20 protein-coding genes are annotated in these 25,185 nt (G+C 65.1%); 5 read left to right on the forward strand and 15 right to left on the reverse strand.

Features of this window, described 5'->3' with window-relative positions:
* Positions 1–93 precede the first annotated feature (93 nt).
* Both E3T35_RS10860 and E3T35_RS10865 read left to right on the forward strand, forming a co-directional pair.
* Positions 94–1,497, forward strand: coding sequence for a right-handed parallel beta-helix repeat-containing protein (locus tag E3T35_RS10860; RefSeq protein WP_134379057.1), 1,404 nt, complete (start codon positions 94–96; stop codon positions 1,495–1,497).
* A 503-nt stretch (positions 1,498–2,000) separates the two neighbouring features.
* Positions 2,001–3,914, forward strand: coding sequence for a right-handed parallel beta-helix repeat-containing protein (locus E3T35_RS10865; protein WP_134379059.1), 1,914 nt, complete (start codon positions 2,001–2,003; stop codon positions 3,912–3,914).
* Here E3T35_RS10865 and E3T35_RS10870 read toward each other — a convergent pair.
* The 7 genes from E3T35_RS10870 to E3T35_RS10900 form a co-directional block, all read right to left on the reverse strand.
* Positions 3,909–5,171 (reverse strand): glycosyltransferase family 4 protein, encoded by a 1,263-nt coding sequence (locus tag E3T35_RS10870; RefSeq protein WP_134379061.1) that lies wholly within the window; start codon positions 5,169–5,171, stop codon positions 3,909–3,911. The genes E3T35_RS10865 and E3T35_RS10870 overlap by 6 nt on opposite strands.
* Positions 5,168–6,250, reverse strand: a complete 1,083-nt coding sequence (locus E3T35_RS10875; protein ID WP_134379063.1) for a polysaccharide pyruvyl transferase family protein — start codon at positions 6,248–6,250, stop codon at positions 5,168–5,170. The genes E3T35_RS10870 and E3T35_RS10875 overlap by 4 nt, the downstream gene beginning before the upstream one ends.
* 23 nt (positions 6,251–6,273) lie before the next feature.
* Complete coding sequence (locus E3T35_RS10880; protein WP_198421021.1) at positions 6,274–7,260, reverse strand: glycosyltransferase; 987 nt, start codon at positions 7,258–7,260, stop codon at positions 6,274–6,276.
* An 87-nt stretch (positions 7,261–7,347) separates the two neighbouring features.
* On the reverse strand, positions 7,348–8,823 hold the full coding sequence (locus E3T35_RS10885; RefSeq protein WP_134379065.1) for a polysaccharide biosynthesis tyrosine autokinase: 1,476 nt from the start codon (positions 8,821–8,823) through the stop codon (positions 7,348–7,350).
* A gap of 105 nt (positions 8,824–8,928) precedes the next feature.
* Complete coding sequence (locus tag E3T35_RS10890; RefSeq protein ID WP_166789923.1) at positions 8,929–9,846, reverse strand: alpha/beta hydrolase; 918 nt, start codon at positions 9,844–9,846, stop codon at positions 8,929–8,931.
* The gene (locus tag E3T35_RS10895) at positions 9,843–10,898 is read right to left on the reverse strand and encodes an acyltransferase family protein (protein WP_166789924.1); all 1,056 of its coding nucleotides are present in this window, start codon (positions 10,896–10,898) and stop codon (positions 9,843–9,845) included. The genes E3T35_RS10890 and E3T35_RS10895 overlap by 4 nt, the downstream gene beginning before the upstream one ends.
* A 224-nt stretch (positions 10,899–11,122) precedes the next feature.
* Complete coding sequence (locus E3T35_RS10900) at positions 11,123–11,890, reverse strand: HAD-IIB family hydrolase (RefSeq protein ID WP_092339174.1); 768 nt, start codon at positions 11,888–11,890, stop codon at positions 11,123–11,125.
* A gap of 83 nt (positions 11,891–11,973) precedes the next feature.
* Here E3T35_RS10900 and E3T35_RS10905 point away from each other — a divergent pair, with 83 nt between their 5' ends.
* Positions 11,974–12,600 carry a flavin reductase family protein gene (locus E3T35_RS10905; protein ID WP_134345229.1) on the forward strand — a complete coding sequence of 209 codons (627 nt, stop codon included), beginning with the start codon at positions 11,974–11,976 and terminating at the stop codon, positions 12,598–12,600.
* A 42-nt stretch (positions 12,601–12,642) separates the two neighbouring features.
* On the opposite strand, the gene E3T35_RS10910 is transcribed toward E3T35_RS10905, so the two are convergent.
* From E3T35_RS10910 to E3T35_RS10945, 8 genes are all read right to left on the reverse strand, one after another.
* A complete protein-coding gene (locus E3T35_RS10910; protein WP_134379071.1) occupies positions 12,643–14,856 on the reverse strand; it encodes an acyltransferase family protein in 2,214 nt (737 codons plus the stop codon).
* A gap of 112 nt (positions 14,857–14,968) precedes the next feature.
* Positions 14,969–16,090 (reverse strand): Gfo/Idh/MocA family protein, encoded by a 1,122-nt coding sequence (locus tag E3T35_RS10915; RefSeq protein ID WP_134379073.1) that lies wholly within the window; start codon positions 16,088–16,090, stop codon positions 14,969–14,971.
* A complete protein-coding gene (locus E3T35_RS10920) occupies positions 16,087–17,076 on the reverse strand; it encodes a Gfo/Idh/MocA family protein (protein WP_134379075.1) in 990 nt (329 codons plus the stop codon). The genes E3T35_RS10915 and E3T35_RS10920 overlap by 4 nt, the downstream gene beginning before the upstream one ends.
* A 13-nt stretch (positions 17,077–17,089) precedes the next feature.
* Entirely contained in the window at positions 17,090–17,932 is an 843-nt protein-coding gene (locus E3T35_RS10925) for a carbohydrate ABC transporter permease (RefSeq protein WP_092339186.1), read from the reverse strand.
* On the reverse strand, positions 17,925–18,887 hold the full coding sequence (locus tag E3T35_RS10930; protein WP_134345233.1) for a carbohydrate ABC transporter permease: 963 nt from the start codon (positions 18,885–18,887) through the stop codon (positions 17,925–17,927). The genes E3T35_RS10925 and E3T35_RS10930 overlap by 8 nt, the downstream gene beginning before the upstream one ends.
* A complete protein-coding gene (locus E3T35_RS10935) occupies positions 18,884–20,161 on the reverse strand; it encodes a sugar ABC transporter substrate-binding protein (RefSeq protein ID WP_134379077.1) in 1,278 nt (425 codons plus the stop codon). Before E3T35_RS10935 ends, E3T35_RS10930 begins: the two co-directional genes overlap by 4 nt.
* 29 nt (positions 20,162–20,190) lie before the next feature.
* A complete protein-coding gene (locus E3T35_RS10940; protein ID WP_134345235.1) occupies positions 20,191–21,492 on the reverse strand; it encodes an ROK family transcriptional regulator in 1,302 nt (433 codons plus the stop codon).
* A gap of 173 nt (positions 21,493–21,665) precedes the next feature.
* Positions 21,666–22,355: a FadR/GntR family transcriptional regulator gene (locus tag E3T35_RS10945; RefSeq protein ID WP_134345236.1), complete on the reverse strand. Its 690-nt coding sequence runs from the start codon at positions 22,353–22,355 to the stop codon at positions 21,666–21,668.
* Between the two features lie 228 nt (positions 22,356–22,583).
* Here E3T35_RS10945 and E3T35_RS10950 point away from each other — a divergent pair, with 228 nt between their 5' ends.
* Both E3T35_RS10950 and E3T35_RS10955 read left to right on the forward strand, forming a co-directional pair.
* Entirely contained in the window at positions 22,584–23,819 is a 1,236-nt protein-coding gene (locus E3T35_RS10950) for an aminotransferase class V-fold PLP-dependent enzyme (protein WP_134345237.1), read from the forward strand.
* A 47-nt stretch (positions 23,820–23,866) separates the two neighbouring features.
* On the forward strand, positions 23,867–25,171 hold the full coding sequence (locus E3T35_RS10955) for a sugar ABC transporter substrate-binding protein (protein ID WP_241988814.1): 1,305 nt from the start codon (positions 23,867–23,869) through the stop codon (positions 25,169–25,171).
* Positions 25,172–25,185 lie beyond the last annotated feature (14 nt).

Raw genomic sequence — 25,185 nt, forward strand, 5'->3', positions numbered from 1 at the left:
TCCCGCACACTCCCCCACCCGCGCGCATCCACTCGCCACGCTCTGACTACTGTCGCCGCCTTCACTGCGGCCGCCGTGGCTATTCTGGTCCCGATGACCGCCCCCATCCCGGGCATCGAGGCCGCCGCCGCCGGACCGGCCCGAACTATCATCGACAGTTCCTCGACCAAGATCGCCTACACCGGCTCCTGGCGCAGCACCCGCGATGCCGCCGACCGGGGTGGCTCCGTGCGGTTTCAGTTCAGTGCGGGCAGCGCGTCGATGACGTTCACGGGAACCAGTGTGGCCTTCATCACCCGCACCACCACGAGCTCGGGCAAGAGTACCGTGTCGATCGACGACAAGGTCGTCGCCACGGTGAATGCGTACTCCGCGAGAACAGTGCACCAGAAGACCGCGTTCAGCACGACCACCCTGTCGAGCGGCAGCCACACCATCAAGATCAGTCGCACCGGCAAAAAGGATGCCCGCTCGAGCGCCACCAACAGCATCGTCGACGCCTTCGTCGTGAACGCCACGACCAGCGTGGCCCCGGCTCCGGAACCCGCGCCCGTCCCCGCGCTCGCGCCGTCGACCGGAGTGCACCGCTATGCCGACTGCCCCGCCGCGACGACGACGGTGCATACCTCCGACGAGCTCATGGCGGCCGTCGACCGCGCACGGCCCGGCACCGTCATCAGGATGGCCCCCGGTACCTACAGAGGCCAGATCGACATGCACGCCAACGGCACCGCCTCCAACCCGATCTGGGTCTGCGGCTCGCGCGACGCCGTGATCAACGTTGGCGGCATCCAGGACAACCACGGTATCCAGGTCAAGAACTCCTCCAACCTCGTGATCGCGGGCATGACCGTGACCAACAGCCTCAAGGGCATCAGCGTAATCAGCGGCACGAACGTGACCATCGCCGACACCCGCATCGACCACATCGGCTATGAGGGCATCCACCTGCGCGCTTTCACGACCGACAGCACGGTCGTCGGCAACACCATTTCGAACACCGGTAAGCGCGACGCATCCTTCGGCGAGGGCATCTACATCGGCACCTCGGAGAACAACTGGTGCGCCCAGACCAACTGTGAGCCCGATCGAACCGACGGCACCCGGGTGCTGTCCAACCGCATCAGCCTCACCAGCGCCCAGCCGATCGAGGTCAAGGAGGGCACGTCAGACGGCGTCATTCGCGACAACGTGATCGACGGCGCCAATGCCATGAGCGATGCCGAAGAGTGGGTCAAGGTCAAGGGCAACGACTGGACCATCGATGGCAACCGGGGCTCCAACAGCCCGCTGCACGGATTCGCAGTCAACGGCAGCGTCTCCGGCTGGGGCTTGCGCAACACCTTCACCGGCAACTCCGGGGCGGTGAACGCCGGCGGCTTTGCCTTCTTCATCCACGAGAAGAGCCCCAAGGGGTCGAGCGACACCGACGTGTCGTGCTCGAACTCGGTCACCCGCGCTGGCGAAGGTCTCTCCAACATCGCCTGCACTCGATAGCCGAAATTCTCACGGCCCTCAATGCGCTCAGGGAGCGCGTTGAGGGCCGTTTGTCGCGCGCTCAGCTTCACGATTTTCGAGGTTGACAAAAGACTCAACAGTTTCATATTTTCTCTAGGCACTTTCACAGGAATGACGGATGCCGCGCCGCGGCTACCCCGCTCGGGGGCCCGCAGGACACGCCCCCGTTTGCGGGGCATAGCCCACAATGGGCAATAGCACTGATCAGGGCGAAATCGTCGAGGTCTTTTCAGTTTCGGCCATCCGGCCGCACGGGAGCACCCCGAGCCCTCCCGCGCGCGCTCGCGCGAGGCTAGGCGAGGCATCCGCTCAGATTGCGCCCACAAACCCATTTACACACGGGTAACGCGCAGCAGTTCAGACTGCTAATTGACAAAGTGATCACGGCAGCACGAAGCCGAAGTTCACGAAGATCATGTGCGTCGGAATCCCCCGGGTTCATGGACGCCACCAACTGTCCATGAATTTCCGGAAGGTCCACAATGCTGTTCCCCCGCATCTCACGCCGCGCCATCATCGCCGCCGTCGCCATCGCCGCGCTGGTTCCCCTCACCGCGATGATCCCCGTCAGCGTCGCCTCAGCCTCCGCCGCCACTGCGCCCGCCGGCACCACGGTGGTCGACAGTAGTTCCTCGCAGGTCAAGTACTCCGGCACCTGGCTCACGACGGGCTCGCCGTCCGACAACGGCGCATCGATCAAGTACGCCGGGGCCACGTCGAGCGCCTCACTCACCTTCACCGGGTCAACCGTGGCCTACGTGACACGTATGACCAGCAGCTCAGGCACCAGTGACATCGCCATCGACGGCAAGGTCGTCGCCACGGTCAACGGCTACTCAGCCTCGACGAAGTACCAGCAGAGCCTGTTCAGTACCTCGAACCTCTCCAGCGGAACGCACACCATCAAGGTCAGCCGCACCGGCCAGAAGGATGCCCGTTCGACCGGAACCAGCAGCATCGTCGACGCCTTCGTCACCCTGGTCCCGGCAGGCACGACGACGATACCGGCCCCTGAGCCCACCTCGACTCCGGTTGCTACCACGGCTCCGGTACAGGCCCCGGCCGGCTCGACCACCTTCGACAGCGCCTCGGCATCGGTCTCGTATGCCGGTACCTGGCGCACCTCCGGCTCGGCCAATGACTCGGGCGGCGGAGTGCAGTTCACCACGACCTCAGGCAGCGCCGCGTTCACCTTTCAGGGCACCAGCGTTGCCTTCATCACCCGTCTGACCAGCAGCTCGGGTACGAGCACCATCGCGATCGACGGCCAGACCGTTGCCACGGTCAACGGTTACTCGGCGACCACGGCCTACAAGCAGAACGCGTTCAGCACCACGAGCCTCTCGGCAGGAACCCACACCATCACGGTGACCCGCACCGGCCAGAAGGATGCCCGCTCCACCGGTACCAGCAGCATCGTCGACGCGTTCATCGTGTCGGCCGTGCCGAGCACCGCGCCGACCCCGGCTCCGATCAGCACCCACCGCTACGCTGACTGCCCCGCTGCCACCGTGAACGTGGCCACGGCCAGGGAGCTCATGGCCGCGCTCGCCCAGGCCCAGCCCGGAACCGTCATCAAGCTGGCCCCCGGCACCTACAACGCGCAGATCAACATGACCGTCAATGGAACCGCTTCCAACCCGATCTGGGTCTGCGGACCGCGCAGCGCCGTGATCAACGTCGGCAGTATCCAGGACAACCACGGCATTCAGATCACCAACTCGTCCAACCTCGTGGTAGCCGGCATGACCGTCACCAACAGCCTCAAGGGCATCAGCGTGATCCGCAGCAACCACGTCACCGTTGCCGACACTCTCGTCGACAACATCGGTTACGAGGGCGTTCACGTTCGCGCCTTCAGCACCGACAACACCATCGTCGGCAACACCATCAAGAACACCGGAAAGCGCGACCCGTTCTACGGCGAGGGCATCTACATCGGAACCTCAGACACCAACTGGTGCGCTCAGACCAACTGCCAGCCCGACAACACCGACCGCACCCTGCTCATGGCCAACAACATCAGCCTGACGGGCGCCCAGCCGATCGAGGTCAAGGAAGGCACGTCGAACGGCATCATCCGCGACAACGTCATCGACGGTTCCAACGCCATGCCGCGCGCCGAGGAATGGGTCAAGGTCAAGGGCAACGACTGGAGCATCTACAACAACACCGGCAAGAACAGCACCATGCACGGCTTTGCGGTCAACGGAAGCGTCGCCGGCTGGGGACTGCGCAACGTCTTCTTCGGCAACACCGCCCCGGTCGGTGCCGCCGGCTACGGCTTCTTCGTGCACGAGCAGGGCAGCAAGGGTGCCAGCGGCACCAAGGTCTACTGCTCGAACACCGTCACGGCCGCCGGTTCCGGCTTCTCGAACCAGGCCTGCATTTCATAACAAACGTTCTGCTCGCCGGTCGAGCGCAGCCTGCCAGCTGCGCTCGACCAGCGGAAAGACAGCGGCCGCCGAATAGGTAGTCTCAAAGGCGGATCTGGCCAGATCCGCCTTTTTGGCGCGCCAGGCGGCATCCGTTATCGCGTGCCGCAGGGCTGCCTCGAGCGAGTCGGCGTCGCCGGGTTCCACGATCATGCCCACACCGTTCGCCAGTACGGCCGGCACGCCGCCGACCCGCGTCGCCACAACACAGTTCCTCCGGGCCATTGCTTCGAGAATGAACATGGGCATCGCCTCGTCGCGGGAGGGCAGTACGGCGATCGCCGACCGCTCCAGCAGCTTCATCAGTGCCTCGTGGCTGAGCGCCCCCACGAATTCGCCGCGGGTCAGCGGCACTGCGGGTTGGTCGACGATGGGGCCGGCAATGACCAGTTTCCAGAACGGATGCTGCGGCGCAAGCCGCTGCCAGACCGCGACCAGCACATCGACGCCCTTACGCGTGCTGACCGCACCGCCGAAGACCACGAGCGGTTCGATCTCGCGCCGCGCCCCGTCGGCGACGGCATTCGGCACGAGCACGACGCGCTCGAGCGGTACGAACTCGGCGGCCGCGGCCCGCGACTCGGCGGACAGGGTCAGCACCACGTCGGCCGCCCGCAGGACACGCCCGACCAGGCCGGGCCGTTTCTCGGCAAAGTCGGCGAAGGAGCTGCCGTGAAGCTGAGCGACCGTGGCGAACCCGCGCGCGTGGGCCAGGGCCAGCAGCGCGCCTTCGCGCGCGAAGGATCCGCCCTGCGACAGGTGCGCGATCACCACGGTGCGCTCGGGCGTGGACAGGCGCAGCACCTTCCAAAAAGCGGATGCCGCCAGTCCAGCTGCTCGTACCCCGCCACTGCCGTCCCGCGACGAGACCATGCGCAGATCGAAGTCAGCGAAAGAATGTGCCAGATAGCCATTGACGACCTGACTCATACCGCCGGCGACTTCGCCGCTGCGCCCGATGTGCACGGCGAGCAGGCGTTCGGACTGCGCAGCCGGAGCGAACGAAACACGGGTCGGTCCGGGAATGGACGTGGAACTGGTGGCACTGACCGCTGCAGGGGACGAGTGCACGATGGCGATCGGCTCGGTCTCGATCGGTTCGGTGTCGCCCGGTTCAGAATCGATGGACTCGGCTGCAACGACCACGGCATCGTCGGACTCGACGTCGTTCGAGACGGTGTTGATCGGACCCGTGTCGCCCGCTTCGGCGAGGTTCACCGCACGCTCTCGTCGCGCAGCACCTGGTCCAGCAGCCGGCGCACGGTCTGCAATTCGTCCTGGGCCTCGGCCAGGCCGGCCAGAATAGCCGTGCGACGGCCCAGCAGATTCTGCAGCCGTGCAGCGATCTCGGCGGCAGCCAGGCCCGCGCTGACAATGCTCACGTCGTGCAGTCCGGCGGCGGCGAAATGCCGAGCGATCTTGTCTGACTTGGCGTCGACCAGGAGCGCGGCCGGAACCGCCCCCTCGGTGAGGGCGCCGACGAGCACGTGCAGGCGGTCACTCACGGTGAGCGCCGCCCGCCGATACAGGGCACGCAGGCGTTGTTCCTGCTCGTCATGCCCGGTGCCGTTCCAGCGCAGCGCCGAGCCGCCGAGGTCGGCGGCAAGTTGGCCGCACTTGTCGTCATCGCGCAACACCTGGGTGACGCACCAGATCTGCAGGCCGTTGTCGGCCGCGACGGCACGCACCCCGGCGAGCCAGGCGGCGCTCGGGTATTCGAGATCGGAGCGCATCGACACGACGAGCACGTCGCGGCCGGCGGTACCGCCGGCATCAGCGCCGCTTGAATCAGCGCTGCTGCCGGCGAAGGCCAGGTCGGGCATGATGCTGCCCTGCCCGAGATACCCGGCCGTCGCCGCATCCCGCCACAACGACACGTTCGACAGTGCGATGGACGGCCCCATCAATGCTCGCGGCAGCGGTGCGAAGTTTCGGCTGCCCACTCCGACCCGGGCGACGCGACCGTGTCGGGCACGCACGAGTGCGAGCACCGGCAACATGGCGAGGTGCTCTTTCATGCCGATCAGGGTCAGCTGGATCTCGCCCGGTTTGAACACGTACGAGGCCCGGCCTCGGGCCGCACTGGCCAGCGCCGCGGCATACCACCGGCGAAACGAACGATACTGCACGTCGACCGGGGTGAGACCGAGCCCCTCGGCATACCCGTCAGGCGCCTCGCCGACATAGACGTGCAGCGGGCCGCTCGCCCGCAACCAGTCGAGCAATTGGCGGCGCAGCAGAATATCGCCGATGTTGTCGTACTGGCCGCGGGCGGGCACGAAGATGTCGCGCAGCATCCGCTGGGGGGAGCTCCCCTGGCTCATCGGTCGCTGGGCAGCGGAATGCGCACACCGGTGTCGATGGCACGGCCGGCAGCGAAGCGGATGACGTCGGCCGTGAGGTCGGGCGAGTCAACGGCTCGGGCGACGCCGAGATATTCGGCGAGCTCCGCGATCTGCATCTGGTGGTCATCGACGTGTTCACCGCGGTGCTTGCGGCGGGTCACGAGCACCGGAAAAATGCCCATTTCGAGCAGTCCCATGAAGGTGCCGACACCGGCGTGGGTGATCACGACGTCGGAGTTCAGGGCCGCATCGACGAACTGTGCGGTCGGCATCATCTGGTGCACCTGGCCGGGAAGGTCGGTGCGCTTGGTGGTGAAACCGAGCTGCCAGACGGTGCGCTCATCGGCCAGGCCGCTGGCCAGCACGGCGTCGACGAGGGAGTCGAAGCGGTAACCCTCGATGGTGCCGAGGGTGACGAACAGGCTGGGGCGCTCCGGCGCTGGCCGAATCAACGAATGGTAGGTGGACAGCACGCTCGGGTGCGTTCGCCACCGGTTGGTAGCCCAGGCTGGATGCTGGGTGCGTACGCTGACCAGGTGGCTGGCGGCGAGCATCCGCCCGCTGAGCGATGGTCCCTCGACGCGGGAGACGCTCTCGATGTAGAGGCTCGGCACGCCGCTGATCGCGGCCTGAGGCAGCGCCGCGACGGCGAGACCGGCGCCGGTGCTCACTGCCCCCTCAAACGTTTCGTGCCTGAGCACACGGCGAACGATGCCGGCCGCGCGCATCATTCCGAGGTAGTCGCGGGGACGCACGTACGGCACATGGATGCGGCGCTGGCCGGCCAACAATGACCGGCTCTGCATGGAATCAAAGGTGACCCAGAGCGAACTGGGCGACGCGCCCAGCCCGGGCGCCAGCCGCACCAGCTGGGCCAGGTGCCCGCCGGTGGAGGCGACGAGCAGAAGCTTTCGTTGCTGGGAGGGCGACGAATCGATGGGGTTAGACGAGTGCACGGACACTGAGGCTCCCTTCGGGTAAAGCCTTTGCGGAACTGTTTCGAACGTGCGTCTTCGAACGTGCGCCACACGTAAATGGAACGGGTGGATCTACCAGGTGACGCGGGTGGGTGTGTCTGCCGGGGCAGACTCGCTGGCGGGCGGGGTCGAGCGACTCGCGTCGTTCGTCTCCGCGTCGATCGCGGTGGTGGCACGGGGTGCCGGGTGGGAAGTAGCCGCGAACCCGGCGCCCTGCACGAGCGCGTCGGGACCGCGAGTGGGAACCATGGCCAGCACGACACCGAGGGGCGTCGTGCCGACCGCTTCGAGGGCGTCGAAGGCGGCGAGCAGCTCGGGTTCGCGCACCCGGTTCGCGCCGACGACCAGGATGGTGCCGCCGGTCCAGCGGCTGAGCACGGCAGCGTCGGTCACCGCGAGTACCGACGGGGCGTCGATGAGCACGTAGTCGTAGCTGCTGCTGAGCACGTCGAGCACGGTGCCCATGGCGGTCGATCCGAGCAGTTCGCTCGGGTTCGTGGGAATTTTGCCCGACGACAAGACGGTGAGTGGATGCTGCGTACCCCACGATTGCAGGGATTCCTTGAGCTGCACGTCTCCGAGGAGCACCTCGGTCAGGCCACGATCGGCGTCGAGGCCAAGGTAATCGGCGAGCCGGGGCGTGCGCAGGTCGGCGTCGATGACGGCGACGGTCGCACCGCTCTCGGCCAGCACGATGGCCAGGTTCACGAGCGTCGTGGTCTTGCCCTCGCCCGAGACGGAAGAGGTCACGACGAGGCTGCGACGACCGGTGTCGGCGTCGGCGAACTCGAGGTTGGTACGCAACACCCGAAACGCCTCAGCGCGGGCGGTGGAAGCACCGTCGGGCGAGATAATCGGGTTGGCGCGCGCTTCCAGCGGAATACCGCCGAGCATGGGAACGACGGTGAGTCGTTCGATGTCGTCGCGGTTGTAGATGCGGCGGTCGAGCAGCCCGAGGATGAGCGCGGTGACTAGTCCGACCAGCAGCCCGATCAGCAGTCCGACGGCGAGGTTGAGGTAGAGCTGAGGCAGCGCGGGGTGGTCGGGGGCGACTGCGGGGTCGAGCACGCCGACCGTGACCGGGCTGGCACCGCCGTCAGCGGGCTTCTCCAGCTGGTTGATGACGACGTCGGTGAAACTCTCCGAGACGGCCTGCGCGAGTTGCTGGGCGGCATCCGCTGTGGAGGCAAGCGCTGCGATCTCAATGACCGCTGAGCCGGGCTGGGTGGTGGCCGTGACCCGCTTGGCCAGGTCGACCGCGCTCTCATCGAGGCCAAGGCTTGCGATCACCGGGTCGAGCACACGGGGGCTCGTGGCGACGTCAAGGTAGTACGGCAGCTTCTGCACGACGAAGTTGTTGCCCTGCACGAGGTCACCGGGTGTTGAGCCAGTTTGAATCTGGGCGGCCACGAACACGCGGGTGAAGGCCTGGTACTGCACGGGGGTGATCAGCGCGGCTGCTGCTCCACCGACCACGCCGAGCAGGACGAAAGCAACAATGAGAATCCATCGCTTTTGGAGTATTCGAACCAGTCGTTTCAGTTCCATGGGCACTTCTCCCCGCGTGATCGACGCATCGTGCTTCGGGTGCACGATGACAGAAACCTATGTTGGCATAAAAATCCTCACTTTTGGACCGTCAGTATTGAGGATTTAATCAGTCCGTGACGAGGAGTTAACTAGATTGTCGATCAGAAACTGACGAATACTCGCGCGCGTGGTCTCGTCGAGGAGCTCCAATGCGTGTCGTTTACCGGGTTTCACGTCGAGAGTGACCGGTACACCGACCGCTTTGAGCGCGAGGGCCATGGCCTCCCCCTGTTCGACGGGAACAAGTTCTTTTTTTGAAATGGCGATGTAAAACGGCGGGTCGGTCTTGTCCACCGAGTACAACGGCGACGCCTCGCGGGAATTCGGGCAGTCGGTGAAGTCGGAACAGCCGAGGTATTGCAGAATAGAGGCGATCGCCGTTTTTGACGGGTCGCCGAGCAGGAGCCCGTTCTCGGTGAGGTCGACCGCCGGCGACATCGCCACGACCGCCGCGACCCGGTCGCCACTGGTGAGGCTGCCGGTGCCGTTGGTACCGATCGAGGCGGCGATGATCGCACCAGCCGAACTGCCGAACAATCCGATGCGTTCGGGATCGATGCCGAACTCAGCGACCTGGGCGGGTTCCCGCAACCATTCGAGCGCGTCGGTGACATCGTTCACCTGGGCCGGGTAGGCGAATCGCGGGGCCAGGCGATAGTCAACCGAGAAGGCGGCGATGCCGCCGTCGGCCAGCTCTGAGCAGAGTGCGGTCATGCCGCCGAAGTCTTTGGTGCCACTGTCGAAGCCGCCGCCGTGAATGAGGATCATGGCCGCAATGGGACTCTTCTTGCCCTTCGGCAGGCAGGCGTTCAGCAGTAGCTTCTGGCCACGGGCGGTACCGTATTGCAGGTCGTTCTGCAGCGCTACCGAGTCGCTGTGCGCGTCGGTGACTGGCCTGGTGGGGGTGGCTGAGCATCCGCTGAGCAGCAGGCCAGCGGCCAGCAGTACAGCGGATGCCCCGATCAGGCGAGATTTCTTCACAACAGGTCTCCGTTCAGATGAGCCCGACGCGAGACCGATGTGGTCTGGCGTTTGCGGAACAGGCTGACCCAGAGGAACGAGAACCGGCGCAGGAGCTTGGCGAGGTAGAGCGAGGCGACGAGCACGATGGCCGCGAGCAGGAACGGCAGGGCGTTGCCGGCCCGTTCGAGCCAGGGTGATTCGGCGAAGGGCGCGAGCAGCGCGAGGGCGCCGGCCACGAGGAACAGGTGCAGCAGGTAGATCTGAAAGCTGTATTGGCCGAGGGTGTTCATGAAGTTCAGCCATTTCACGCGCACGAGCAGGGTGGCCAAGGCCACGCCCATCGCCACGGCGACCGCGCTTTCGAGCAAAATCAGCCCGGGAACTCGGGAAAGGTGCAGCGGCACGAGCAGCACGGCGAGGCCGATATACGCGGCCACGAGCACGATGGCGTGCCACACCCGTACCCGAGCCGCCAAGCGGTAGACGGCGTGAGGAAAGTAGACCGCGGTGATGAAGAAAATGAAATTGGCCGCGACGCGGTCCCAGCCGACGTTGTCGAGGTCGAGCACTCCCGGCGTGGTCGACAGCACGGCCACGGCCCCGGCGAGCCCGATTTGCGCCGGGACCGGCAGTTTACGCAGCAGCCAGGCGAGCAGGGTGAAGATGGCCAGAGCCCAGATGAACCAGTAACTGCTCGTGGGCCAGACCGGGAGGAGTGCGATGTTGACCAGGTCGGTCGGGGATCGCTCCGTGCCGCGCAGGTGCGGCACGACGAGGTAGAAGACCACCCGGATGACCGACCAGAGCAGGTAGAGGTAGACCAGGGTGAGCAGGCGGCGACGCCAGAGATCCTTGAAGTTCCAGGTGAGCATGCGCCGTGCGGTGAGACCGGCGATGAAGAAGAACACCGGCATCGGAAAGTAGCTGAGCACGAGGCGCAGTCGCGGCGTGCTGCCGGCCAGGCCGAGGTCGTTGAGAAACAGCGACGAGTGGTAGAGCACGACGAGAATGATCGCCGCGCCCTTGGCGAAGTTGATCCACTCGCGGTTCTCCGCCCGTATCTCTTTCACAAGCGAAATGTACACGAGAAAAACTCAGGATGGTATCTCGACCTCGGTTGTCGGGCCGCTGCGGACCCATAACCCGACCCTCACACCACGCCATTCGGCATAACTCCTGCAATTCGCGCCGGGCCCGACGGCGCACCCCCGGAAACATGCGAAAGTACGTTTCGGAGGTCAGAAATCGCAGGAGTTATGCCGGGCGTTCAACGTAGAGCGCCTCAGGAGGCGGTTCAGACGGCTACGTAGCGGGGAATCAGGTCATCGAGCAGGGCGGCCGTGTCTGGCCAGCCTTCGACGGCAACGCACTCCACGCCGAGAACCTTGACCGGGTAGTCGTTTCCGTTCTCGTCGAGGCGATCGCCGACGAACAGCATGTCGTCGAGGGTAACCCCGGTGAGGTCGGCCAGGCGCTTCATGCCGTAGGCCTTGTCGATGCCCTGCCGGGTGATATCAACGGATGTCGACCCGCCGGAGCGTACCTCGAGGTCGGGCAGCAGAGCCTGCACGGCTTCCCGCAGGGCATTCTTCTTCTCGCCCGTCGGGTCCCAGGCGATTTTGGACGCAACCGGAGCAGCCTGGCCGAGCGCGGAGAAGGTGATCTGCGACCCGCGGTCTTCGAGGATCGGACCCCACGTGTCGCTTTCCCAGTACCCGAGGTCGCGGGCGGTCTGCTCGACGGCCTGGAGCGCCCGCGCCTTCTGGTCGTCGCTGAGATTCTCGGCGTAGACCTGGGTCCAGCCTTGGGCGTCGCTCCGGTAGTACTGGGTGCCGCAGGTGGGCATGAGGTGCAGCCGGGCGAGCTTCTCTGCACTGATCTCGGGCAGGTTGTCGATGATCTGGGCCTGGAACTGACCGAACTGGCCGCCGGAAATGATGCAGACCTCGGTGACGCCGAGCAGCTTCACGAGCAGGTCGATCATGGTCGGGTCGAGCGCGGACTTGGACGGCGCGAGCGTATCGTCGAGGTCGAAGGCCACCAGGCGGGGAAGAGTAGGCATCAGGCCACTCTATCGGCGCGGGCCGGTTACCGGCCGGGCGCGGCGCCGGCCACGCGGGCTAAACGAGTTGTTAGCCTGAGCGGATGCGTACTGACTTCGACCCAGAGACCCTGCCCCGCCGCGACTTCTACCGCCTGCTCAACTCGCTCGTGGTGCCGCGGCCGATCGCCTGGGTATCGAGCCGGTCGGCGGAGGGTGTCGACAACCTGGCGCCGCATTCGTTCTTCACCGTGGCATCCGTTTCGCCGCCCATCGTGCAGTTCACCTCGGTGGGGGTAAAGGACAGCGTGCGCAATATCATCGCGACCGGGGATTTCGTGGTGAACTTCACGCCGGAGTCGCTGTTTGCGGAAGTCAACGCCACCGGCACCGATTTTGGGCCGGAGGAGAGCGAATTCGATCGCGCCGGGCTCACCCGCGAGCCGAGTGCGACCGTGGCCGCCATGCGGGTTGCCGAGTCCCCCGCGGCGATCGAGTGCCGTCTGCATTCCACGCTGTCGATGGGTGATTGCACTCTCGTTTTCGGCGAGGTCACCCACATTGCCATCGCGACCAACGTGGTCGACGAGGCCGGGCATCCGCTCATCGACAAGCTGCGGCCGCTGTCGCGCCTGGGCCTCGACGAGTGGGGCACGATCGGTGAGGTCAAGGAGATCCGCCGCATTCGCGCGAGCGAGTGGCCGCGCGAGTTTCGGCCGCGCGAGCACTGACCACGGGGTGACGCGGCCCAAGCGGATGCGCGCGCCGAGCGGCTAGGCGGCCGGCGGGAACAGGGCCTCCGCCAGCAGCGGGCCGAGCTGGTTGCTCGCCTCGCGCACGAAATGCTGGCCGTCGAAGAAGACCGGCGTGTTGTCGATGAAAGCCGGGCAGGTGTTGTCGACACAGAGCCACGGCACGACGTTGACGTACTGGGCGAAGTCGCCGAACTTTTCGATGGCTCCCTGCTCGGTCGCGACCACCTTCTGGTAGAGGCTCGAGGGGCTGTAGGTGCAGTCGGCGGGGGCGCTCGTGAGGGTCTTGCACTCGGCGAACGGCGTGCTGGCCGGCGGCGGGGAGAGCACAGCGACGTGGTCGGTCGCCCCCTGCAGGGCCGTGATCGTGTCGGCGGTCGCGGTCTGCCATTCCGTGAGGGCTGCAACTCCCTCGTTGCCGCTGGCCAGGCGCACGATGGATCCGGCCAGGCTCGACATGATCACGAGATCGGGCGAGAGCCGCGCGACCTCGTTGTAGACCCAGGAGTGGTGGTCGTCGCAGGTGGCGGCCGAGGCGTCGGAGGCGTTCTTGGGCGCCACCGAGATGTTGACGGCCGGGCAGGAGAACATGGTCAGCGACTGCACGTTGTAGCCGAGCGGTTCGAGGGCGGCGCGGATGGCGGGCATGTAGCTGATGGCCATGGAGTCCCCGAGCAGAACTGCGGTTTTGGCGGCCGCAGGGTCTCCGTAGACGCACCCCGCGGCGTTCTTCTCGCTGACCGATAGGCAGTTGTCGTCGACCCATTCCGGGGCGCCGGAGCTGTCGCCGAGGGCGCCGAAAGCGGGGGTGGTCGCCGGCCAGGCGGTCGACGCCAGTGCTGCGGCGATGTCGGACTGCCGCGTGGCCAAGAGGGTAGCCGGTGCGTCGGGCGTTTCGGGACCGACGTCCGCGCCGACCGGGGCCGGGTCGGCCTGCGGGGTGGAGGACGTTCCGCCCTTCAGGGCGATGAACGACACCGAGACGATGACGAGGGTCACGACGACCAGGGCACCGATCCAGGCTTGGGCTGGGGTGATGCCGAAGTGGCGTGTGGTGGCGGGGCGGAGCATCCGTTCTCGCTTTCGGGTTTGGGCAGTTTCGAGCCAGAGCGAGTGGCGGATGGGGTCCTCGACGAAATGAAAGGAGAACACCGACAGGGCCACCATGAGTACCACGGCGAGTGGCAGGTAGACCGGTGAGTCGGTGGCGAAGACGGTGGCGAGCAGAATCACGACCGGAAAGTGCCACAGATAGAGGGAGTAGGAGATTTTTCCGACATAGCGGCTGACCGGGTTGGTCAGCAGAAACAGCAGGCGCTGCTCGGGCTGTCCGATTCCAGCGGCGATGACCAGGGCGGCTCCCGCGACGGGCAGCAGCCCCCACGGCGCCGGGAACGGCGAATCGCGGCTGATCAGGAGCAGGCTGGCAACGATGAGAGCCAGGCCGAGCCAGGCGAGCAGTGGGCGCATCAGAGCCGGCAGCTTGGCGATGCCGGGAGCGGCTGCGGCCAGGAGGGCGCCGATGCCGAGTTCCCAGGCGCGGGCGCCGGTGGAGAAGTAGGCGATGGCCGGGCTGGTCGAGGTTTCGAAGAAGCTCCAGGCCAGAAATCCGAGGGTGATGACGCCGGTCGTGACGGCAACCGTCGTGATCAGGGCTCTGGCGCTGAGAGTGCGGCGGCCGGCGAAGGCGAAGATCACGATGAGCAGGAACGGCCAGACGAAGTAGAACTGTTCCTCGACCGCGAGCGACCAGTAATGCTGCAGCGGGGAGACGGCGTTGGTGGCCTGCAGGTAGTCGGTACCGACGGCGGCGAAGTGCCAGTTGGCCACGAACAGGGCCGAGTAGACGCCGTCCCACAGGGTGCTGAGGGCGCGGGCGCCGGGCAGCAGCAGGTAGCCAATGGCCACGGTGACGACGAGTACGAGGAGCGAGACCGGCAGAATGCGGCGGATGCGGCGGCGGTAGAAGTCGACGAGGGAGATGCGGCCGGTGCGGGCATGTTCCTTGAGCAGCAGGCTCGTGATGAGAAAACCGGAGATGACGAAGAAGATGTCGACGCCGATGAATCCGCCGGAGGGCCAGCCGAGCAGGTGATCGAAGATGACGACGATCACGGCGACCGCGCGCAGGCCCTCGATGTCGCCACGAAAGGTGCGCGTGGCAGACTTTCCGCCGGTGGACCCGGCCGGGTCGGGTGCGCGCTCGTGGCGCTCCAAGGTGGACTGAACGGACATGTATAGCCTCCGACTCGGGTTTCGGAACTGGTACCTGTTCGGCCCGACTTTCGGGCACGCCTTGCGATTATGACGCAAGCTCAGCTATCGGGGCAAACCTGTCGGCCGAGTTTTACCTGATTGACACAACCTCGCCGGTGCGCGCCGACTCCTGCGCGGCAAGCACGATTTTCAGCGAGCGGATGCCCGCGGCCCCGTCGGGCTGCCCCGCCCGCCCGGCACGCACCGCGTGCACAAACTCGTTCAGGAGCAGTTCGTCGGTGTTCTTGCCGTAGCCGAGAAACACGGCCCCATCGGCCCCGACGCCGCCCACGTGCTGCGCAAACGGATCGATGTCCGCGATCCCCCGCGTGCCGACCACCTGAAGGGTCAGTCCGCCCCAGGTCGGCGCGTTGTCGGGCTGGCTCCAGGAGCAGTCGATCGTGGCGACGAAGCCGCCAGCATAGCTGATCGTGACTAGTCCCCCGGTTTCGGCGCGAACCTCGGGCTTGTCGGCGTGCAGAATGCGGTTCGACACTGCCCGCACGAACTGGGCTGTCAGCCCGGTCAGGGCATCGAGCAGGTCAGCAACGTGCACGATATGGTCGACTATTGCACCGCCGCCAGAGAGTGCCGGGTCGGTGAACCAAGCCCGGTTCCCGACCGGAATCTGACCGTTGTTCGTGCCGGTCGCCGCGAGCAGCGCGCCCAGCCCACCGGCCTGAACGAGTTCGCGCAGCCGGGCGAAGGCGGGCGAGAACCGCACCGGGTAAGCGGTCATCAGCGTGACGCCGGCCGCGTCGCAGGCAGCCTGCATGGCGACGGCATCCGCCAGGGTCGTGGCCAACGGCTTCTCGCACAGCACGGCCGCGCCGGCCAGGGCTGCGGCTTCGACCAACGGACGGTGCCGGGCGTTTTCGCTCGTCACGATGACGGCGTCGGGTTGCCAGGCGAGCAGTTCGGCGTAGCTGTCGACGTAGCTGACGCCGAGGTCGTCGGCTAGGCCCCGGCCACGCCGTTCGGCCGGCTCGTTGCCGCCGTCGGGGTCGGAGGCGCGCAACTCGACGTTCGGCATCGACTGTAGCAGTGCCGCATAGCCAGCGGCGTGCACGTGGGCGAACGACATCAGGGCTACGCGCAGGGGGCGCTCAGACAACGGATGCTGCGGCGCGACCGCGCTCGACGCGGCTTGCTCGGACAACGAGGAGGTCGGTTGCACGGACGCGTTCGGTCGGGCATTCGCGACGGCTCTCATGCCCCCACCGCCTCACGCACGACGGACTCGCTTCGCCCGGACGCGATCGACGCGTTCGCGGCGGCGGCTAGTTCGACCGCGCGGGTGGCGTCGGCGAGGCTGACCCGCGGGGCAGGTCCCCCCAGGGTCGCGGCGGCGAAGTCCCGCAGTTCGCTCAGGTACGGGCTTTCGCCCAGCGACGTGTCCGGGCGCATAGACTGCGTGCCGGCGACGGGCGCGCCGAGGTCGAAGCGGAGCGAGGCATCCGCTCGGGAATCGTGCTTCAGCACCCCGGTCGAGCCGGCGATCGAGAAGGACGTGGCGAAGGTGGTGCCGGGCGCGCCCCAGACTCCGGTGACGTAGCTGAGCGCGCCGCTTTCGTGGGTGAGCACGACCTGGGCGGTCTCGCATCCGTCGCCCACGGACTTCACGGCGTACACCTCGGTGACCTCGCCGGCGATCCAGCGGGCAATGTCGAGGTCGTGGATCATCTGGTCCAGCACGATTCCGCCGGACTGTTCCTCATCGGCGAACCAGCTCGCCCAGGTGGGAAACTCGCCGATGCGGCTGAACCGCAAAATGGCCGGCTCGCCGATCGTTCCGGCGGCGACGGCGCCTCGGGCCAGAGCGTACTCGGGAAAGTAGCGCACAACGTGGGCCGGGTGCAGCTGCTTGCCGACGAAGGCGGCGAGCTCGGCGAGAGCGGCGGCATCCGCTGGGTGGAGCGCTATGGGCTTTTCGCAGATGACGTGTTTGCCGGCGCGGAGGGCGCGTTCGGCGAGGCGATAGTGCGTTGGAGTGGGAGTGCAAATGTCGACCACGTCGCACGCGTCGAGCAGCTCATCGAGTGAGCCGACCGCGGTGATGCCGTACTGCGCGGCGACCTCGGCGCCGCCCTCGAGCGAGAACACGGTGACCCGCGCGCCGAGGGCGAGCCAGGCCGGAATGTGCACGTGGGTGATGCCGCCGGCACCGATGAGGCCAATGTTCACGAGAAGTCCAGACATATAAGGGGTGGTGCTACTTCGAGCCGCTGAAGGCGAGGCCCTCGACGACGCGACGCTGCAGAACAATAAAGAGGATGAGCACGGGCGCCATCGCGAGTACGCTCGCGGCCATCATGACCGGGTAATCGGTCGTGATACTGCCGGCGAGCGTCGCCAGGCCGGCCGATAGCGGCATTTTCTCGGCGTAGGTCGTGACCACGAGTGGCCAGAGCAGGTCGTTCCACGACCATAGGGTCGTGATGATGACCAGGGCGCTGATGCCCGGGGTGGCTAGCGGAAGCATGATCTTGTAGAAGATTTGGACCGGGTTGGCGCCGTCGAGCCGGGCGGCTTCTTCGAGTTCGATCGGCAGGCCGAGAAAGATCTGCCGCATCAGGAACACGCCAAAGGCGCTGAAGATGCCGGGCAGGGCGATGCCGATGATGGTGTTGAGCAGGCCGAGGTTCTGGATGATCTGGAACTGCGGAATGAGGTACACCTGCGGCGGCACCATGAGAATCGAGAGGATGACGCCGAGAAAGATTCCGCGGCCGCGAAACCGCATACGGGCGAACGCGTAGCCGGCCATCGAGCACAGCACGACCTGGCCGATCACGCGGATGACGGTGATGCCGACCGAGACGCCGAACTGGTCGAAGAACGGCAGCTTGGTGAAGACGTCGACGAAGTTGCCCCACTGCAGGTCGCCCGGCCAGAAGGTGGGCGGCACGCTCATCACCTGGTCGTTGGTGGAGAGCGAGATGACGAGCTGCCAGATGAACGGGAACACCATAATGAAGCCGATGATGCCGAGCACCAGGTGGGTGCGCACGCTGTTCGCGCCCTGCTGGGCCGGGGAGAGGGACTGTTTAGACATAGTTCACCCACTTTTTCTGCATCCGAAACTGGAAGAAGGTGACGATGCCGATCGTTACGAGAATGACCATGCCGATCGCCGCGGCATAGCCCTTGTCGTTTTGAATGAAGGCCTGGTTGTAGAAGATGTAGACCAGCGACTGGCTCTGCACCAGGGCCGGGTTGTACTGGCCCATGATGGCGTAGAGCAGGTCGAACAGCTGAAACCCGTTGATCACCGAGATGATCGTGACGAAGAACAGGCTCGGCGTCACGAGCGGCACGGTTATCGAGGTGAACTGCTTCCACTTGGTGGCGCCGTCGAGCTGCGCCGCCTCGTAATACTCCGGTGAGATGTTTTTCAGGGCAGCACCGAGAATGATGATCCCGAACCCGAGCGACGCCCACATACCGACAACGCCGACCGAGACGATCGCGAAGCCGGGGGTCGAGGTCCAGTACGGGCCATCGATATCGACGAGCGAGAGCATCCAGTTCAGGATGCCGAAATCACCGTTGTAAATCATGCGCCAGACCAGGGCGACCGCAGTGGGCATCGCGATGTAGGGCATGAAGAACAGCACGCGATAGAACGACGCGAAGCGCAGGCCGGGCTGGTTGACCAGGTTGGCCATGAGCAGCGCGATCGGAATGCCGGCCAGCACGATGACCGTGTAGATCAGGGTGTTGATCAGGGCCTGGGCCACGTTTCCGTCGGCCAGCATGGTTTGGTAGTTGTCGATGCCGACGAATTCTTCGCCGCCGAACGGGCCGGTTTCGGTGAAGCTCAGGTAGCCGGTCTGAATGATCGGCCAAATGTAGAAGCCGAGCACACCGAGCAGGGTCGGCAGCACGAACAGCCACGGCCAGTAGCCGTCGAAGCCCTTTGGCTTCTTTTGCGGTGTTGTTGCTACGGGCACCGGGAGGTCGGCGGGAGCACGGCTCTCGCCGACCGCGCTCCCGGTGCGCAGGGTCATTCCTTGGCCAGCGCTTCGTTCATTCGAGTGGCGAGCTCGTCAGCGACATCTTCAACGGTGCGAGTGCCGGAGAAGGCCTGCGGCAGCAGCTCGTTTTCGATCGTGGTCCAAGCCGCGGTGTCCTTCGAGATGGGGAATGGGTAGGCATAGTTGTCGGCTTCGTCGATGAACACCTCGAGGTCGAAGTGCTCGACCGAGTCGAGGAAGGCTTGGCCGGCGCCGATGAAGGCGGGGTTGGCCGCTCCCATTTCGGCCTGCAGGGTCTGCGCTTCTTCGCTGCCGAGGTAAGCCTGAAAAGCCTGTGCGGCCGACTTGTGCTCGCTGCCCGCCGAGACCACGTTGGCGAGGCCGTGGATGACAGTGGCCTGCTTCTCGTCCTGAGGCAGCGGGGCCACGTTCAGGTCGAGGGTGTTGCTTGCCGACGCGAGTTCGGCGACGCTCCAGGTGCCGGACCAGAAGAACGCGGTCTTGCTGCTGGTGAACCACGCGTTGTGAGGAGTGTCGGAGAGTTGCTGCAGGTTTGGGCTGGAACCGTCGGCAATGAGATCAGCCCAGAACTGCAGGCCGCGAATCGTGTTCGGGTCGTCGTAGCCGCTGGACGTGCCGTCTTCAGAAAGGATACTGCCGCCCGCCTGCAGAATCGTGTTGTAGTAGCCCTCCTGGCCGCCGGTCAGGCCGGTCGCGACGCCGTAGACGCCCTGGTCGGCGAGGGTGTCACTGACGGTTTTGGCGGCCGTAGCGAAGTCGTCCCAGGTCCAGGTTTCGTCGGGAATTGCGACGCCGGCCTCGGAGAGAATCGCCTTGTTATACCAGAGTGCGACCGTGTCGAAGTCCTTGGGCATGCCGTACTGCACACCGTCGAAGGAATAGAGGTCGTTGAGCACCTCGACGTAGTTGGCCGGGTCGACATCGCCGTCGTCGATGAGGTCGGTCATCGGTTCGAGCTGGTCGTTGGCGGCGTAGAGCTGAAAGTTGGGGCCGTTCATCCAGAACACGTCGGGCAGGGTGTCGCCGGACGCCTGGGTCTGCAGCTTGGTGAAGTACTGCGCCCACGGGGTCATGTCAATCTTCACCTCGATCTTCGGGTAAATCTCGTTGAACGCGGCAATGTTCGCCTCGAGCGCCGGAATCTGGTTTTCGTCCCAGATGGCGTAGCTGATCGATGCTACCGAGTCTGCGGTGACGGCTTCATCGGATGCTACGGGTGCCGAACACGAGGTCAGCGCGAGCGCGGCGACCAGCGCGAGCGGCGCCAGTCTGGTGATTTTTCTCATTGGGTTCCCCTGCCGTGTTTAATGGATGGTCAGGAATGTGGGTGGGTGGCGGTGCCGGTGTTGGCGTTCGAGCTGCTGCCGTTCGCGCTGGCCGCGTGGGTTGCGAGGCGGGCGCCGAAGGTGGTCGGGTCGGGCCGGGCTGATTCGGGCCGGGCGGCTTCGGCATCCGCTTCTGTGACAGGGATGGCGGGCAGGCTGAAGCGCGGCACGGCGATGTCTTTCGCGCCGTAGAGCCGCTCCGAGACGACTTCGAGGGCGCGCACGAGGCCACCGAGGGCAACGCCGGTGCGGCCGAGCGCCGAGGAGACGAGCGGCGGCTGCGTGCTGCGGGTGACCAGCAGGGCCAGTTCAGCCTGCAGCGCGCCGAGCAACACCGGCCCGGCGGACAGCCCGCCGCCGATCACGATGAGGTCGGGGTCGACGGTCAGCCCGACGACCGCGATACCGCGGATGATGCGGCGCGCGAACCGGGTGACCAGCTCGAGGGCGTCGGGGTCGCCGACCTGTGCTGCCGCGAAGACGTCTTCGGGGCTTTGGCCGAGGAACGCGCCGAGCACGCTGGTCTCGTGCACGTCCTGGTAGCCCCAGCCGGTGGATTCGAGGTCGCCGACCTCGCCGGCGGCAAAGTTGCGGCCGCGGTGCAACGCTCCGCCGAGGATGATGGCGGCGCTCACGCGGTGGCCGACCATGATGAAGACGACATCGTCGGCGTTTTGTGCCGCGCCGGCGTGCAGTTCGCCGAGGGCGGCCATATTGACATCGTTTTCGACGGACACCTGGCAGCCGAGCTGTTCGCTGAGGCTCGCAGCGAGGTCGAGGCCGTTCCATTCGGGCAGTACGTTACTCTGCAGAACGCGGCCGGAGGCATCCACTATGCCCGAAATGCACACCGTGACGGAGGTGAGCCTGCTGGCGTCGAGTTCTGCGAGTGCGCGTTTCAGGGTCGCGGCGGCGAGAGCGAGGAGTTCGGAGCCGGTGATGTCGGTCGTGATGTCGTGCAGGGCGGTGGCGACGATGGTGCCGGCGAGGTCGCTGACCAGCACGGTAACCCGGTGCAGGCCGAGGTCGAGGCCGGCGACGTAGCCGGCGGAGGCGTTGAACGCGACGCGGCGGGCGGGACGGCCCTTGGCTGCGGTGGTGGTCTGCTGCTCGTGTGTGACCAGGCCGTTGGTTTCGAATTCGGCGACGATCGACTCGACGGTGGGGCGGGAGAGTCCGGTGAGGCTGGCCAGTTCGCTGACCGTGAGCACGCCGTGGTCGCGCAGGGCGCCGATGCAGGCGGCGGAATTGCGCCGGCGAAAGGCCAGCATTTCACGTTCATGCAGTGCCATGGCGGTCCCCCTCACCTCGTAGTGAGCATTATGCAAGTCATTTGCATAATTACGTCTGAGTTCAGAGTAGGCACGTTGGCGCGGTGTTGTCAACGACTCGGGCACCGTTGCTGGCTGCGGCGCGCTGCAATATTCCACTCAGCAACGGTGGAATGCGGAGTGAGGGCGACCCGCTACGGAGTGCGCACGGCCGGCTGATAAAAGCGCAGCCACTCGACCGTTTGGGCCACGTGGGACGCCGCGGCGGCAGATGCCGCAGCAGGATCGTGCAAGACGATTGCGTTGAAGATGGTCCGATGGCCATGGTCGCTGACGCGCCGGATTTCCGCGCCTTCCGGCAGCGCGAACAGTTGATAGGCGCGCGAACGGGCGCGAAAGACGCCCAGCAGAACGGTCAGCGTGGGGTTGCCACTGATCCGATCAATCAACGCGTGAAATTGAGCATCAAGCTCGGGGGCAATTTCGGGGTCGGCGGCGGCCTCCATGGCCTCGACCAAGTCGAAAAGCTCCGCGGTTTGCTCCGGGCTTATTCGAGCAGCCGCCTGGGCCGCAGTATGCGACTCGAGGACACCTCGCAATTCGTACATGTCCAAGAGTCCAGACAGCGGCAGAAGGTCGACGGTCAGCGCCAAACTCCCCATGATTTCCTCGGGACGCAACTGAGAAACGTATGTTCCCGACCCATGCCGTGACTCGATCACGCCCAGGGCCGACAGCATGCGCACTGCTTCACGAAGAGACCCGCGCGATACGCCGAGTTCACTCAAGAGAGCGGTCTCCGGTGGGAATTTCTCTCCAGCGCCGAGACGTCCGGACGCGATCATGTGACGCAATCCGTGGAACGCGATGTCTACTGCCGACATGCGTGGATCCTTTCGTCCAATCGCCACTACCGATAACCCCACCTAATTCTAAGCCGGAGGCGAGCTGACACGTTCCTCACCCGACAACACTTTATCTCAACTCATCTGATGACTTTTTGGAACAATCCCGATAGAGTCCTGAAAACAGCCATGAAAGTGGGGTGATCCAGAGAGTCATCACACGTCTTGTCATGGTTTGCGAGCCACGAACATTGAAATAGGAAGCACATGCTGACCTCTCCAGTCGCGCCACCGCGTGGATTGACACTTTCGGACGGCCGTCCAGCCCGGGCCGCCTGGTCTCTCGATCCACGAACCATCCACATCAACCACGGGTCGTTTGGTGCTGTGCCCGTCGTCGCCCAGGAACATCAGAATCAACTCCGCGCGCAGATGGATGCCAACCCGGTGGCGTGGTTTCCAGCGCTGCCGGCCATGGTGAAAAGCACCCGTCGCGAAGTTGCCAAGTTTCTCGGCGTAAGCGAAAACGACACCGCCCTCGTGCCCAATGCGAGTGCCGGAGCAAGCGTGGTCTTCTCCAGCCTTCCGGCGAAGATCGGACTGGAGATCGTCGTCACCGACCACGGGTACGGAGCTGTCACCATGGGTGCCGAGCGGTTGGCCCGCCGCTGGAACGGCACGGTACGTACGGCGCATATTCCGCTGGATGCCACCGCAGCCGAGGCTCATGAGGCCATTGTGGCCGAACTCAGCGCTGCCACCGGGCTGATTATTGTCGACCATATTTCTTCTCCCACCGCCCGATTCTTGCCGGTACAATCCGTCGCCCGCGAGGCGCGCCGTCGTGGAATCCCGCTCCTCGTCGACGGAGCGCACGTGCCAGGGCTGTACGAGGACCCGCTCAATGAGCTGGATTGTGACTTCTGGATCGGGAATCTTCATAAATTTGGCTGCGCCCCGCGCGGCACATCCGTTCTGGTCGCCCGGGGCCCACTGGCGGCTGAGCTATATCCACTCATTGATTCCTGGGGCGCTACCGAACCCTTCCCCGACCGCTTCGACACTCAAGGCACCCTAGACCTCACGAGCTACCTCGCCACGACGACGGCCCTGGATTTCATCGGGCGAACTTGGGGATGGGATGCCGTGCGCACCTACATGTCGGATCTTGCGGACTACGCCGAAGAGACCATCACCGCTGCTTTTGGTGCGATTACCGGCGAAGACCATCACGTAGATGTCGGCATGCCGGTCAACGCGCTCAGACTCGTTCGTCTGCCCGACGGGATCGCCACGACCCACGACGAAGCGGACGCGCTCCGCGATCGAGTCTTACGTGAACTGGGCGTCGAAGGTGCCTTTACGAGCTTCGGCGGGATCGGCTACTTCCGTTTGTCGGTGCATGTCTACAACACTGCTGCCGACTTTGACTATTTCGTTGAGCACTGCGTTGCCGCACTCACCGAATGGGCCCAGGTCCCTTCTGCTACACCATCGCCATAGGGCGTTGGCCTCAAGAATCGTCCGATCTCAATGAAAAGAGGAATGCTGTGATTCACAAGAAAACGTGTGCATGGATCGGCCTGGGGCTCGCTACGGCCCTGGCGCTTTCGGGGTGCTCTGCCGCCTCGGATGCTGCGGATGGCACCGTCAACCTGCAGATGGTTGAAAGCCTGACCAACCCGGCCCGAACCGACGTACTCAAGGGTCTGATCTCAGATTTCGAAGCGAAGAACCCCGGAATTACCGTGGAATTGATCTCCCCTCCCACCGAGCAGGCCGACCAGAAGATTCAGCAGATGCTTCAGTCTGGTACCGGGGTCGACGTTCTTGAGGTGCGCGACATCACGGTTGGACCGTTTTCCACCAACGGCTGGCTGTCCGACATGTCCGATGAACTTGCCGGCTGGGCCGGCTGGGACGACCTGACCGTGAACGCTGCCAAGTACGCGACCAACGCGGACGGCAAGTCCTATTACATTCCCTACGGTTTTTATGGTGCGAGCCTGTTCTACCGAACCGACCTCATCAAGGAGGCCGGCTTCTCGGCACCACCCACCAGCTGGGACGAACTTCTCACGCAGGCCACGGCCTTGCAGGACGAGTCGAAGAGTCAGTTCGGCTACGCTTTTCGCGGCGGCAAGAACGGCAATACTAACGTTGTACTGGCGATCGAGGCTTACGTAGCCGACCAGATCGACCAGGACAATGCTTTCAAGCTCACCGACGGCAGCACGATCTTTGCCGCGCCAGAAGCTGCTGACGCCCTCGAGACCTACTTCGCTCTCTTCGAGAATGCGTCGCCACCCTCGTCGGTCGCCTGGGGGTACCCAGAAATGGTGGAGGGGTTCGCCAACGGTTCCACGGGATTCCTCTTACAGGATCCGGAAGTAATCGCGACCCTCGAACAAGCGCAGTCGATCAGCGTCGATCAGTGGACAACGGCCCCGATGCCGACCGGACCGACGGGTAAGGCGATTCAGCCCATGGCCACCGCCGGCTGGGGCACTGCAGAGTCCAGCGAGCACAAGGCCGAGTCGGCCAAGTTGATCTCCTTCCTGTCGGAAGGCGATGCGTCGGCCACCTTCACGCAGAAGAACAGCCTCGTTCCCATTCTGAAGGACGCCGCAGACAGCGACTTCTACAAGACCGGCGCGTGGGCCAGCTACGTAACCATGAACGAGAATCCCGATACCTACATCACTGCAGTCCAGCCGCGCGATTCTTCATGGTGGACCGACTGGATCCAGAAGTCCGACTCTGAACTACAGCAGGTGCTCATCGGCCAGATGACTCAGAAGGAACTTCTCGCCAGCTGGGATGCCTACTGGGTCGAAAAGTGGAAGAACGCCTAGGCGGAACTTCTATG

It is taken from the genome of Cryobacterium sp. TMT1-2-2, assembly GCF_004403505.1.
GTDB classification, from domain to species: domain Bacteria; phylum Actinomycetota; class Actinomycetes; order Actinomycetales; family Microbacteriaceae; genus Cryobacterium; species Cryobacterium flavum.

Coding starts and splice junctions, on each gene's coding strand:
- E3T35_RS10860 (WP_134379057.1), top strand. CDS start 94: ATGACCGCCCCCATCCCGGGCATCGAGGCCGCCGCCGCCGGACCGGCC.
- E3T35_RS10865 (WP_134379059.1), top strand. CDS start 2,001: ATGCTGTTCCCCCGCATCTCACGCCGCGCCATCATCGCCGCCGTCGCC.
- E3T35_RS10875 (WP_134379063.1), bottom strand. CDS start 6,250: ATGCTGCGCGACATCTTCGTGCCCGCCCGCGGCCAGTACGACAACATC.
- E3T35_RS10885 (WP_134379065.1), bottom strand. CDS start 8,823: ATGGAACTGAAACGACTGGTTCGAATACTCCAAAAGCGATGGATTCTC.
- E3T35_RS10900 (WP_092339174.1), bottom strand. CDS start 11,890: ATGCCTACTCTTCCCCGCCTGGTGGCCTTCGACCTCGACGATACGCTC.
- E3T35_RS10905 (WP_134345229.1), top strand. CDS start 11,974: ATGCGTACTGACTTCGACCCAGAGACCCTGCCCCGCCGCGACTTCTAC.
- E3T35_RS10910 (WP_134379071.1), bottom strand. CDS start 14,856: ATGTCCGTTCAGTCCACCTTGGAGCGCCACGAGCGCGCACCCGACCCG.
- E3T35_RS10915 (WP_134379073.1), bottom strand. CDS start 16,090: ATGAGAGCCGTCGCGAATGCCCGACCGAACGCGTCCGTGCAACCGACC.
- E3T35_RS10920 (WP_134379075.1), bottom strand. CDS start 17,076: ATGTCTGGACTTCTCGTGAACATTGGCCTCATCGGTGCCGGCGGCATC.
- E3T35_RS10925 (WP_092339186.1), bottom strand. CDS start 17,932: ATGTCTAAACAGTCCCTCTCCCCGGCCCAGCAGGGCGCGAACAGCGTG.
- E3T35_RS10930 (WP_134345233.1), bottom strand. CDS start 18,887: ATGACCCTGCGCACCGGGAGCGCGGTCGGCGAGAGCCGTGCTCCCGCC.
- E3T35_RS10935 (WP_134379077.1), bottom strand. CDS start 20,161: ATGAGAAAAATCACCAGACTGGCGCCGCTCGCGCTGGTCGCCGCGCTC.
- E3T35_RS10940 (WP_134345235.1), bottom strand. CDS start 21,492: ATGGCACTGCATGAACGTGAAATGCTGGCCTTTCGCCGGCGCAATTCC.
- E3T35_RS10945 (WP_134345236.1), bottom strand. CDS start 22,355: ATGTCGGCAGTAGACATCGCGTTCCACGGATTGCGTCACATGATCGCG.
- E3T35_RS10950 (WP_134345237.1), top strand. CDS start 22,584: ATGCTGACCTCTCCAGTCGCGCCACCGCGTGGATTGACACTTTCGGAC.